The organism is Bacillus sp. GMs2/2, from assembly GCF_050172095.1.
Classification (GTDB): Bacteria; Bacillota; Bacilli; order Bacillales; family Bacillaceae_G; genus Bacillus_A; species Bacillus_A cereus.
The window spans coordinates 1-12337 of the sequence record NZ_JBNLYE010000032.1; the positions used below are offsets into that span (position 1 = coordinate 1).

Below are 12337 nucleotides of genomic sequence, written 5' to 3' on the forward strand. Positions count from 1 at the left end.
AAGCGAAAGGTATAAAAAGAATTGGGATTTGATAACTCTTTGTTTTTATAAAACATGAGCTTCTGTACAATTCATTTTTAAAATATTGACAAGGATTATACAACAAGAGGGGGACTGAAATTGGAATCAATGACCTTTGTTTTATTTGGAGCGACAGGGGACTTAGCGAAACGCAAAATTTACCCAGCACTATATAATTTATATAGAGATCAAAAGCTTCCAAAGCAAATATCCGTTATCGGGCTTGGGAGACGTCAAGTATCTCATGTAGATTTTCAAGAAAGAATAAAAGAATCAATAGAGACGTTTTCCCGTCATAGAGAAGAAGGTACTCCAGAACTGGAAGGTTTTTTAGATAATTTTCGCTATTGTCCATTAGATGTGAGTAAGCCAGAAGACTATGAGAGGTTATTACAAGTCGTTCGTGAAAGGGAAGAAGAATTACATATAAAAGGAAATAGAATGTTTTATCTTTCCGTTGCTCCTGAATTTTTCGAGACCATTGCTTTAAATATTAAGGAAAGCGGACTTGATAAAACGGATGGATGGAAACGTCTGATGATTGAGAAACCATTCGGGCACGACCTTACATCTGCTCGTGAGCTTAACGATAAGCTTAGTCGCACGTTTGAAGAAGACGAGATATACCGTATCGATCATTATTTAGGTAAACCGATGATTCAAAATCTTGAAGCATTAGAATTTGCAAATCCTGTTCTCCAATCAATTTGGAATAAAGAACATATAGCGAATGTACAAATCACAGCGAGTGAAACAGTTGGGGTTGAAGAAAGGGCAGGATATTATGACCAGGCAGGGGCCATTCGAGATATGGTTCAAAATCATATGTTACAAATATTAATGATGACTGCTATGAATCTGCCGGAAAAGGTTAATGCATGTGAAATTCGAGAGGAAAAGCGAAAGGTAATGGAAACGCTTCGTAAAGTGAAAAAAGAAGACGTTCAAAGCCATATCATTCGCGGACAATACGCTGCAGGTGAGATAAAAGGCGGGCAAGTTGTAGCATACAAAGAGGAGCCAGGAGTAAATCCTTCTTCTAACATAGACACATTTGTTGCTGCTCGCCTGTGGATCGATAATCCATTTTGGACTGGCGTTCCCTTCTATATACGAACAGGCAAACGAATGAAAGAAAAGTCTACTCGTATTGTAATCGAGTTTAAAAATACGTTAAAACAGCAATATCAAGATAATAATCCAAATGCAGCACCTAACTTATTAATAATTGAAATTAGCCCAGGTGAGAACGTTTCATTACAGTTAAACAGTAAAAATCCATTGAAAAATGGAGAAATTGAACCGATGCGTATTAACTTTACTTGTGAGCAAGCGGATGTGGGAGTACCTGAAGCGTATGAAAGACTCATTCATGATGCTGTGAGTGGAGACGCTACATTCTTTGCACATTGGAGAGAAGTTGAATTGTCATGGGAATGGGTACAACCAATTCTTGAAGCGTTCGAGGAAAACTTATTGCCGCTTTATGAATATGAGTCTGGTTCATATGGTCCAGAAGCGTCTAATGAACTGTTGCAAGAAAGTGGATTTAAATGGTGGTTAGATCAAGAGACGGAAAAATAAGTACTTTCTTTAATAAAAGCATTTAGGGGGACGATTACTATGACACAAAACATAAATCAATTAGCAGTGAATACACTTCGTACGTTATCGATTGATGCTATTAATGCGGCAAACTCAGGTCATCCAGGTCTTCCGATGGGAGCAGCACCAATGGCTTATGCATTATGGGCGAATCATTTAAATTACAATCCTAATCACCCAGAATGGTTTAACCGTGATCGTTTCGTTTTATCGGCGGGACATGGATCTAGTCTGTTATATAGCCTACTTCATTTAGCTGGATATGACGTTTCAATTGATGACTTGAAAAATTTCAGAAAGTTAAATAGTAAAACACCTGGACATCCTGAGTTTGGGCATACTCCTGGAGTTGAAGCGACTACAGGCCCGTTAGGACAAGGGATTGCTAATGCTGTAGGAATGGCAATGGCAGAAGCTCATTTAGCAGCGAAGTTCAATAAGGATGGTCACTCTATTATAGATCACAATACGTATGCTTTAGTCGGAGATGGTGACTTAATGGAGGGTGTCGCTTATGAAGCGATGTCAATGGCAGGACATATGAAACTTGGCAAGTTAATTGTACTGTATGATTCAAATGAAATTTCACTTGATGGTGAATTAGGCATTGCTTTCTCTGAAGATATTCAGAAAAGGGCAGAATCTGTACATTGGCAATATGTAAGAGTTGAAGATGGAAACGATGTTGATGCGATTACAAAAGCTATTCAATCAGCGAAAGAAAATACGGATCAACCTACTCTTATAGAAATTAGAACCATTATAGGTTATGGAAGTCCAAAAGTTGCTGGAACGAACAAAGCACATGGTAATCCGCTTGGAGTAGAAGAAGCGACAGCGACAAAACAAGTGTATGGTTGGGATTATGAGGAAGATTTCTTTGTACCTGAAGAAGTAAAAGCTCATTTTAATGAACTAAAACAAAAAGGTATTGAAAAAGACAATGACTGGAATGAGCAGTTCAACTTATACAGAGAAGCGAATCCTACACTGGCAGATGAATTAGAAAAAGCGATTACAGGTGAGGTTTTAATTGAAGCGAAAGACATTCTATCTTTTGATACTGAAAAAACGATTTCCACTCGTGTTGCAAGTGGGGAAGCTATTAATCATTATGTGAAATCGATTCCTTCTATTTTCGGTGGAAGTGCGGATCTTTCTCATTCTACGATGACAGATATAAAAGGTGAAGCAGTATATGCAGTAGAATCATATGCTGGACGAAATATATATTTCGGTGTACGTGAACATGCAATGGGCGCTGCAGCGAATGGATTGGCGCTTCATGGAGGAGTAAAACCTTTCGTAAGTACATTCTTTGTATTTAATGATTATCTTCGTCCGTCCATTCGACTGGCTGCACTGCAAAAGTTACCTGTTACTTACGTATTTACACATGATTCGATTGCTGTAGGAGAAGATGGTCCAACGCATGAACCAATTGAACAATTGGCAGCTCTTCGAGCAATTCCTGGTTTAACAGTTATCCGCCCGTCAGATGCAAATGAAACAGCAAGTGCTTGGGCGTATGCTTTACAGCAAACGGATGGTCCAGTCGTTTTAGTACTGAGTCGTCAAAATTTACCGGTGTTTAATGAAACGAAAGCGAACATAGAGAATTTCTCTAAAGGAGCTTACGTATTAACACAAACAAATGAAAATCCGGATGTAATTTTAATTGCGACAGGTTCTGAAGTATCCTTAGCTGCTAGTGCGAAAGCAAAATTAGAGGAAGATCAAGTTTCTGTTCGCATCGTTGCAATGCCGAGCTGGGAGTTATTCGATCGCCAATCGAACGAATATAAAGAATCCGTTCTTCCGTCTTCTATAACGAAACGAGTATCTCTTGAGATGGGTGTATCTCTCGGTTGGGAACGTTATGTAGGACAAGAAGGAAAAGTACTATCAATTGAAACATTTGGAGCTTCAGGAACTGGAGCTGAAGTCATGAATCTATTTGGATTTACGACAGAAAATGTTGTTCAAATTACAAAAAATGTGTTGAATTCTTAAGCTATGACTGTGAATACCTTTCTGTACATACTAACATTTCAGTGCTGAAAGGTATTCCAGATTGTAGTGATATGGATTTTTAATAAAAGATGATTTGAGGAGGAATTATATTATGCAAGTAGGATTAATTGGGTTAGGTAAAATGGGATTAAATTTAGGGAAAAATTTAATGGATCATAAACATGAAGTAGTAGCGTTTGATTTAAATACGAGCGCAGTAGAAGAAATGAAAGAGTACGGGGCAACAGGTACATCTAGTTTAAGTGAACTTGTTCAGTCATTACAATCACCAAGAATTCTTTGGGTAATGGTACCACACGCTGTTGTTGATTCTGTTATTGATGAGGTTACACCACTTTTATCAAAAGGAGATATTTTAATTGAAGCTGGTAATTCACATTATAAAGAGTCTATCCGCCGATATGAGCAATTAAAGAAAGATGGCATTCACTTTATGGATGCAGGAACTTCTGGTGGAATGGAAGGCGCTCGTAATGGTGCTTGTTACATGATCGGAGGAGATCAAGAAGCTTGGGACATCGTTGAACCTATCTTCCGCGATACTGCTGTAGAAAATGGATTCTTATATGCTGGAAAAGCTGGTAGTGGTCACTTCTTAAAAATGGTTCATAACGGAATTGAATACGGTATGATGGCTGCTATTGGTGAAGGATTTGAGATTCTAGAAAAAAGTGAATTTGACTACGATTATGAAAAAGTATCAAGAGTATGGAACAACGGTTCAGTCATTCGTTCTTGGTTAATGGAATTAACAGAAAATGCATTTTCTAAAGATGCAAAACTGGATGAGATTAAGGGTGTTATGCATTCTTCTGGTGAAGGAAAATGGACAGTAGAAACAGCATTAGACCTTCAAACAGCAACTCCTGTTATCGCAATGTCTCTATTAATGCGCTACCGCTCATTAGACAATGATACATTTACAGGAAAAGTTGTAGCAGCTCTGCGCAATGAATTTGGCGGACATGCAGTAGAAAAGAAATAAAGTGAAACTTTAATAAGTAGGGGCTTCATTCCACACAAATCGGGCTTTTACGGGATAAGCATATTAAACATGTAACTCATCAACGTTTAAAAACTGGAGGGAATTAATCATGAAATTTTTTATTGATACTGCAAATCTTGAGGATATAAAAAAAGCATATAAACTTGGAGTTTTAGCTGGTGTTACAACGAATCCTTCTTTAGTAGCAAAAGAGGGCATTAAATTTGAAGACCGTATTGCAGAAATTTGTCAGGCAGTTCCTAAAGTTGAATCTGTTTCGGCAGAAGTAACGCCAGATGCTGTTACAGCTGAAGAGATGATCGCCCAAGCAGAAGAACTGATTAAAATTAACGGTGGCGATGAAAAAGTTACAATTAAACTTCCGATGACGTTAGCAGGATTAGAAGCTTGTCGCTACCTTACTGAAAAAGGTGTGAAAACGAATGTTACACTTATTTTCACGGTGAACCAAGCACTTTTAGCTGCTCGAGCAGGTGCAACGTACGTTTCTCCATTTTTAGGACGTTTAGATGATATTTCTGAAGATGGTGTACTATTAGTTGCTAAAATTGCTGAATTATTCGATGTTCATCAACTAGATACACAAATTATTGCGGCTTCTGTTAGACATCCAGATCATGTAACTCGTGTAGCGATGGCAGGTGCTCACATTGCAACAATCCCTTATAAAGTAATTGAACAACTTGCTATGCACCCATTAACAGACCAAGGTATTGAGAAATTTGCTGCTGATTGGGCGAAAGCGCCTAAATTATAATGTTATGAAAGTGAAGGTGCTTTCCGAAAGTTGTTTTTCATGAGAAGACAAATCCTAAGTAACTTCATCGTTTAAAGTGGAACCTGAGTTTGTAGTCTTACTACGTGAAAACAGCAAGAGAAGAAAGTGTCATTCACTTTTAAAAAAGGGAAAATTGATCGCGCGAAGCGTTTATCACAATAACATTATAATTATGGAAGAGAAATCCCCTTATCAGAGAGGTGAGTTAACATGTATCTCTGATAAGGGAGATTCTTTTTGTATAAATTATTATTTTGTGAAGATGATTTGTATATCGATATATAAATTCTTACTCATGAAAGAACTATATAGGTTCTCTTAATTGTATAGAAATTTTGAAAGGGTTTACATAAAGGGGTGGAACTGCGTATGAATATGTACCTTTTAATGATTACATTATTATCAATCGTAATTGTTATTTTAGGGGTATCGTGGTGGAGATGGCATGCATTTATTAGTTTAACGATTGCAAGTTTGTTTTTAGCAATTATGTCTGGGATGCCAATGGATAAAATAGTGAGTGCTTATGAAACGGGAGTCGGCAGTGTTCTCGGGCATTTAGTAGGTATTTTAGTATTAGGTACAATTTTAGGGAAAATGATGGCAGAGTCAGGTGCTGGAATGCAAGTGGCAGAGTTCTTTATTAAATCCTTTGGGATAAAAAACTTACCATGGGCGATGTTAATTGCAGGTTTTATTATTGGAATCCCGGTGTTTTTTGAAGTAGGCATTTTAATATTACTGCCGTTAGTAATTTCAATTCATAAAACAACGAAACAAAATATTTTATTGATAGCATTACCAGCAATTGCTGGGCTATCTGTCGTACACGGCCTTGTTCCTCCGCATCCAGGGGCCATAGTTGCAATTGGTATTTATAAAGCGAATCTTGGGAAGGTACTAATGTATTCACTCATTATTACATTTTTTGCAGCGATTATTGCAGGTCCTATATTTGCGAAATGGATTCACAAACGTGTAATTCCTGAAAATGAGCCGGAATTGATTCGTGTAAATACAAAATCAACGAAATTACCAGGAATAGGAGTTTCATTTTTAGTTATATTGTTACCTGTTATGTTAATGGTTTTAGCTGCAGCAGCTCCTTATGTGCCTCTTTCTAATACTTTGATGAAGATTGTCACATTAATCGGTAGTCCTATAATTGCACTATTGATTGCATGTTTTGCGGCGTTCTATTTTCTTGGATTTCGTCAAGGTATCGATAAAAAAGCTATTAAGAAGATAACAGAAGATAGCTTATTACCAATTGGTTCAATTGTTGCGATTATTGGTGCTGGTGGGGGATTTAAGCAAATTCTCATCGATAGTGGGGTAGGGAATGCTATTGCTCAAATGTCTGAGCATTTAGCTCTATCTCCAATTGTATTAGCATTTATAGTAGCTGGGTTAATTCGAATTGCGACAGGGTCAGCGACAGTCGCTTTAACAACAGCAGCCGGTATCGTTTCGCCAATCGTTGAAAATACGACAGGTGTGAACTTAGAGTTACTCGTTATTGCAACAGGTGCAGGAGCGTTAATGTTTTCTCACGTAAACGATGCTGGGTTCTGGATGGTAAAAGAATACCTAGGCTTAACAGTGAAAGAAACATTTAAAACATGGACAGTATTAGAAACGTTACTTTCATTTATCGCTTTTGGAGGCGTTTTACTACTCGATATGTTTGTTTAAGATAAAGATGTTTCTATTTAGATAATTGTGGCATACAACGTTATCAATAGATAAAAGGAATGTATTTTTATGGTGGGATACTGTAGCAATTTTTTGTTAGGAGGAAGAGATGGTGAGCTCAAAATATATGATTGGTGTAGATATTGGGACAACTAGTACAAAATCAGTTCTATTTTCTACTGATGGATCTGTTATTGCTAGTCATGGAATTGAATATCCTTTATATTCTCCTACACCTGAAACAGCAGAACAAGACCCAGAAGAAATCTTTCATGCAGTAATAAATACGATTAAAGAAACTGTACGAATAAGTAGTGTACAGCCGAATGATATTCTTTGTGTCTCTTTTAGTTCGGCAATGCATAGTATCATTGCTGTAGATGAAAAGGGAAAGCCGTTAACGAGATGTATCACTTGGGCAGATAATAGAAGTGCAAGCTGGGCGGAGAAAATAAAGAATGATATGAATGGTCATGAAATTTACCTTCGTACTGGGACACCAATTCATCCGATGTCACCACTTTCGAAATTAGTTTGGCTACAGAATGAGCAAGCAGAGTTATTCGCAAAAAGTTATAAATTCATTTCTATTAAAGAATATGTTTTTTACAAGTTATATAAAGAATATGTAATTGATTATTCTATAGCATCAGCGACAGGAATGTTCAATTTAAAATCTTTAAAGTGGGATGAAGAGGCTTTACATGTAGCAGGAATTACAGATGAAAAGCTTTCAAAGCTTGTTCCAACAACGCACAGTTTAACAGGATTAGATGAAGAGTTTGCCAAAGAGATGAATGTACTTGTTTCTACGCCTTTTGTAGTAGGAGCGAGTGATGGAGTACTATCTAATTTAGGTGTAAATGCAATAGATCCTGGCGTTGTGGCTGTTACAATTGGTACAAGCGGTGCGATACGTGCTGTAACAAATCGTCCTGTAACAGATCCAAAAGGTAGAATTTTTTGTTATGCGTTAACTGAAGACCATTGGGTAATCGGTGGTCCAGTTAATAACGGTGGTATGATTTTCAGATGGGCTCGTGACCAATTGGGCACTTCAGAGATTGAACTTGCAAAGCGCTTAGGAAAAAATCCATATGAGGTGCTTACTGAAATAGCAGCAAAAGTGAATCCTGGATCTGACGGTTTATTATTTCACCCGTATTTAGCAGGGGAAAGAGCTCCTTTATGGAATGCAAATGCACGAGGATCTTTCTTTGGACTCGGATTGCATCATAAGAAAGAACATCTTATCCGTGCTGTTTTAGAGGGGGTAATTTATAATTTATATACAGTTCTTCTCGCTTTAAAAGAACTAATTGGCGAACCGAAAAAAATTCAAGCGACAGGCGGTTTTGCAAGATCGGAACTTTGGAGACAGATGATGGCAGATATTTTCCATCAAGACGTATATGTTCCGGAAAGTTTCGAAAGTTCTTGCTTAGGAGCTGCAATCCTCGGTTTATATAGTTTAGGTGAAATAGATACGTTGCATGTAGTTTCTGAAATGGTAGGTGCAGATTTTCATCATGAGCCAAATATGGAAAGTGTGGAAAAATATAAAGATTTAACGCCAATCTATATCCGTTTGTCCCGTCAATTGGAAGAAGAATATGAAAGTATAGCAGCGTATCAAAAAAAGTGGGTTTAAAAGCTATTTACCAAGAAAATATGGTAACGTATAAAGAGGTACTCCGATTTTTTAGGATACTCTTTCAACATAAAATATGTTAAGAAGTATGATGAATGAAAAATATAGGGAGAGAGGGTTATGAAAATGAAGGATAACAAAGAGTTTATCGGATATGTTGGAACATACACGAAAGAAAATAGTGAAGGAATATATAAGTTTACTTTAGACACAGAAGCAAAAAAAATTAGTAATGTAACACTTGCCGCTAAGCTGGATAACCCTACATATGTAACGATTAACCGAAATAATGAATATCTCTATTCTGTTGTTAAGGAAGGCGAATCTGGCGGTGTAGCTGCTTATTCCATTGATAGTCATACTGGAGAACTAAAAGCGAAAAATAGACAAGTAGTAGAAGGTGCTTCTCCTTGTCATATTAGTGTTGATAGTGGGAATCATACAGTAGTTACAGCGAATTACCATAAAGGAACGATTGAGTCTTTTGAAATAAATGAAGAAAATGGAACTGTAAATCCTGCTTCATCTATTATGGCACATGAAGGTTCAGGTCCGAATAAAGAAAGACAAGAAAAACCACATGCACATTACGCGGGGTACACTCCTGATGAAAAATATGTAGTGGGCGTTGATTTAGGGATAGATAAAATAATTACGTATGAAGTAAAAGATAGTACATTAATAGAAGTGAATAGCCTGTCTGTGAATCCAGGAAGTGGACCAAGACACATTGCTTTTCATCCAAATGGAAAATACGCTTATGTAATGACGGAGCTTAGTTCAGAGGTTATTGCGCTAACATATAACTCGGAAGAAGGATCCTTTACAGAATTACAGTATATTTCTACTGTTCCAGAAGAGTTTGATGAAAATAATCAAGGAAGTGCGATTCATATTTCTTCTGACGGCCGTTTTGTATATGCAGGAAATCGTGGTCATAATAGTATCGCTGTTTATAGCGTAGATCAAAATTCAGGTCAGCTTACATTTGTGGAACATACATCTACAGAAGGAAATTGGCCGAGGGACTTTGTATTAGACCCTACTGAAAAGTTTCTTGTTGCTACAAATGAAAAGTCACATAATCTTGTGTTATTTTCAAGAGATGAATCTACAGGTAAGTTAACACTTTTACAATCTGATGTTGTTGTGCCAGAGCCTGTTTGTGTGAAGTTTTTAAATATATAATTTCAGATGCCTAAACAAAAGCAAAGCGATATCGCTTTGCTTTTTATTATTTCTTTTTCGGTCTACGTACTAATTCGCCGTCGCAGTTTGGACAAACGTTATGTCTTTCTTCTGTACATGGTGCGCAAAATGTACATTCATATACACAAATGTATGCTTCAGAATCTTGTTCGAGCGATTGATCGCAAATTTGACAGTTTGTTTTCATTTCTAGTGCCATAATAAGTCTCCTTTTTAGTTAGAAAATTTATAATTTAATTATAATTCATTAAATAGAAATAGTTCTTTTCAATTGAAAGGAAATCGAATGATAAAGTTATGAATTGAAACGAAAGATGCTGGTTTATTTTAAAATTGATTATTTATTACAGTTGGAATATTATGAAATAGTCAAAAGACAACAGGGGGTATAGATTTTGACTAATCATAACGATCATTTAAAAGCAAACTGCGAAAAATGCTTCGGTCTATGTTGCGTTGCATTATCGTTCGCAGCATCGGTAGATTTTGCAGTGAATAAAGATGGTGGTAAACCATGTTCCAACTTACAATCAGATTTCAAATGTAGTATACATAAAAATCTTAGAGGAAAAGGTTATAAAGGTTGTACAGTATTTGAGTGTTTCGGTGCTGGACAGAAGATTTCTCAGGGTACGTTTAAAGGGATTGATTGGCGGAAAGATGCAAAGCATGCAAGAAAAATGTACGATGCTTTTCCAGTTATGCATCAACTTCATGAAATGCTTTGGTATTTGAATGAGGCGATTCTTTTAAAGGCAACACAGCCAATTCATAAAGAGCTGGAGAACGCAATTGAGGAGACAGAGCGACTTTCGAATTTAAATCCAGATGAGTTAATGAAAATAAATGTTCCAATGCATAGGGCAGAGGTGAACATTCTCCTTTTAGAAACGAGCGAACTAGTATGGAAGGAAATGAATACTGCGCGTAAGAAACGAATCATACACCGCGGAGCAGACCTTATGGGAGCGAATCTGAAAAAGAAAAATTTACAAGGTGCAAATTTAAGAGGAGCTTACTTAATTGCGGCTAACTTAAATGGTGCAGATTTAAGAGGAGCAGATCTCATCGGAGCAGATTTGCGAGAGGCAGATATTCGCGGGGCTGATTTTACTAATAGTATTTTTCTGACGCAAGTTCAAGTTAATGCTGCGAGAGGGGATAAGCATACGAAATTACCGAAATTATTGTCCCGTCCATCGCATTGGAGTGCGTAAAGAGTGAGGAGTGTTTAGTGTGGATATATTTCAGTATTTAGAAGAGATGCAAGAGGATGTCTTTTCGTTAGCAGTAGAGCAAATAGAAGCGAAGTATTATGATATATACCGATTTGTATTGGTTTTCATGACCAAGATCCAATAATGCGAACAGGCAGAGACTAAAAATCTCTGCCTGCTTTTTATTTCTTTTCAAAAGTAGTAATTAAAACGCTACATATAATAAGAATACCGCCAATGAAAAAGTTACTATTTAATGTCTCATTTAATAAGAGCCAGCCAAGTAATGATCCAACAATAGGTTGGAAAAAGAAAAATAAGGAACCGATGCTTGCATCCATTAATTCTAATCCTTTATTCCAAAGGAAAAAGGCACCTGCTGTTGAGACGATTCCTAAGTATAATACGCCTAATATGACGTACGTATTTACTGTTCCGATAGAGGATGTTTGTAGTTCCCATATCATAAAAGGTGTAATAAAAAAGAGTGAAAAGAATATGGCATACGTTGTAATAACTAAGGATGAGAATTGGATTGAAGCGATTTTTACATAAATAGATAGTAAAGCCCACGTAATAGCGGCTCCAACTAAAATGATTGTTCCGATAAAATAGGAGCCGATTTCAATATCCCACCCGATTACGATAATGACGCCGATTGTCGCTATTATAGTAGATAAAAGTCTACGAGCAGTTAGTTTTTCTTTCAAAATGAGCGCTGCAAATATAACCATAAATGCAGGTGTAGCTGATGTAACTAACGAGCCTGTATGAGCGTCGGATAATTTTGTTCCGATAAATTGGCATGTGATCGAAATGAAATAGCCGATAAATCCAATCCAAGCGAAGAGGAGCCAATCTTTTTTGCGAATGGTTACTTTTTTCTTTTGCTTTTTTTCAGCTAGTTTTAAAATTCCATACAAAACAACAAAAGCGATAATAAAGCGTAGCCAAACGAGTGTTAGTGGTGGGATAAAATCGAGTACGTATTTGCTAACAACATACATACCGCCCCATATACTTGCTGCTAGTGATAAATATATAGCTCCTAAAATTGTGTGTTTCATGTAAAGTACCTCCGTCTATTTTTAGGGTATTATGAGTTCCCTAAGACGAGGCGT

The 12337-nt window shown here is 36.9% G+C and carries 11 protein-coding genes; 9 read left to right on the forward strand and 2 right to left on the reverse strand.

Annotated elements, in window-relative coordinates; genetic code table 11:
* Positions 1-120 precede the first annotated feature (120 nt).
* From zwf to ACQGS6_RS07605, 7 genes are all read left to right on the forward strand, one after another.
* Positions 121-1605, forward strand: coding sequence for a glucose-6-phosphate dehydrogenase (zwf, locus tag ACQGS6_RS07575; RefSeq protein WP_000445363.1), 1485 nt, complete (start codon positions 121-123; stop codon positions 1603-1605).
* Between the two features lie 39 nt (positions 1606-1644).
* Positions 1645-3639, forward strand: coding sequence for a transketolase (gene tkt, locus ACQGS6_RS07580; RefSeq protein ID WP_000193046.1), 1995 nt, complete (start codon positions 1645-1647; stop codon positions 3637-3639).
* Positions 3640-3751: 112 nt separating this feature from the next.
* Positions 3752-4645: a phosphogluconate dehydrogenase (NAD(+)-dependent, decarboxylating) gene (gnd, locus tag ACQGS6_RS07585; RefSeq protein WP_001195925.1), complete on the forward strand. Its 894-nt coding sequence runs from the start codon at positions 3752-3754 to the stop codon at positions 4643-4645.
* 109 nt (positions 4646-4754) lie between these two features.
* On the forward strand, positions 4755-5423 hold the full coding sequence (fsa, locus tag ACQGS6_RS07590; protein WP_000667676.1) for a fructose-6-phosphate aldolase: 669 nt from the start codon (positions 4755-4757) through the stop codon (positions 5421-5423).
* Between the two features lie 390 nt (positions 5424-5813).
* Positions 5814-7139, forward strand: a complete 1326-nt coding sequence (gntP, locus tag ACQGS6_RS07595; RefSeq protein ID WP_001057623.1) for a gluconate permease GntP — start codon at positions 5814-5816, stop codon at positions 7137-7139.
* Positions 7140-7248: 109 nt separating this feature from the next.
* On the forward strand, positions 7249-8790 hold the full coding sequence (gene gntK, locus ACQGS6_RS07600) for a gluconokinase (protein ID WP_009326687.1): 1542 nt from the start codon (positions 7249-7251) through the stop codon (positions 8788-8790).
* Between the two features lie 120 nt (positions 8791-8910).
* Complete coding sequence (locus ACQGS6_RS07605) at positions 8911-9978, forward strand: lactonase family protein (protein WP_029960770.1); 1068 nt, start codon at positions 8911-8913, stop codon at positions 9976-9978.
* 46 nt (positions 9979-10024) lie between these two features.
* Here the strand turns inward: ACQGS6_RS07605 and ACQGS6_RS07610 are convergent, their stop codons facing one another.
* Positions 10025-10198, reverse strand: a complete 174-nt coding sequence (locus ACQGS6_RS07610; RefSeq protein ID WP_426965003.1) for a DUF1272 domain-containing protein — start codon at positions 10196-10198, stop codon at positions 10025-10027.
* A 196-nt stretch (positions 10199-10394) separates the two neighbouring features.
* Between ACQGS6_RS07610 and ACQGS6_RS07615 the strand changes: the two genes are divergently transcribed.
* Entirely contained in the window at positions 10395-11216 is an 822-nt protein-coding gene (locus tag ACQGS6_RS07615) for a pentapeptide repeat-containing protein (protein ID WP_000181452.1), read from the forward strand.
* A 19-nt stretch (positions 11217-11235) separates the two neighbouring features.
* Positions 11236-11361 carry a hypothetical protein gene (locus ACQGS6_RS07620; RefSeq protein ID WP_255256462.1) on the forward strand — a complete coding sequence of 42 codons (126 nt, stop codon included), beginning with the start codon at positions 11236-11238 and terminating at the stop codon, positions 11359-11361.
* A 37-nt stretch (positions 11362-11398) separates the two neighbouring features.
* Here the strand turns inward: ACQGS6_RS07620 and ACQGS6_RS07625 are convergent, their stop codons facing one another.
* Positions 11399-12283, reverse strand: coding sequence for a DMT family transporter (locus ACQGS6_RS07625; protein ID WP_426965005.1), 885 nt, complete (start codon positions 12281-12283; stop codon positions 11399-11401).
* Between the last annotated feature and the right edge of the window lie 54 nt (positions 12284-12337).

Coding starts and splice junctions, on each gene's coding strand:
- tkt (WP_000193046.1), top strand. CDS start 1,645: ATGACACAAAACATAAATCAATTAGCAGTGAATACACTTCGTACGTTA.
- gnd (WP_001195925.1), top strand. CDS start 3,752: ATGCAAGTAGGATTAATTGGGTTAGGTAAAATGGGATTAAATTTAGGG.
- fsa (WP_000667676.1), top strand. CDS start 4,755: ATGAAATTTTTTATTGATACTGCAAATCTTGAGGATATAAAAAAAGCA.
- gntP (WP_001057623.1), top strand. CDS start 5,814: ATGAATATGTACCTTTTAATGATTACATTATTATCAATCGTAATTGTT.
- gntK (WP_009326687.1), top strand. CDS start 7,249: ATGGTGAGCTCAAAATATATGATTGGTGTAGATATTGGGACAACTAGT.
- ACQGS6_RS07605 (WP_029960770.1), top strand. CDS start 8,911: ATGAAAATGAAGGATAACAAAGAGTTTATCGGATATGTTGGAACATAC.
- ACQGS6_RS07610 (WP_426965003.1), bottom strand. CDS start 10,198: ATGGCACTAGAAATGAAAACAAACTGTCAAATTTGCGATCAATCGCTC.
- ACQGS6_RS07625 (WP_426965005.1), bottom strand. CDS start 12,283: ATGAAACACACAATTTTAGGAGCTATATATTTATCACTAGCAGCAAGT.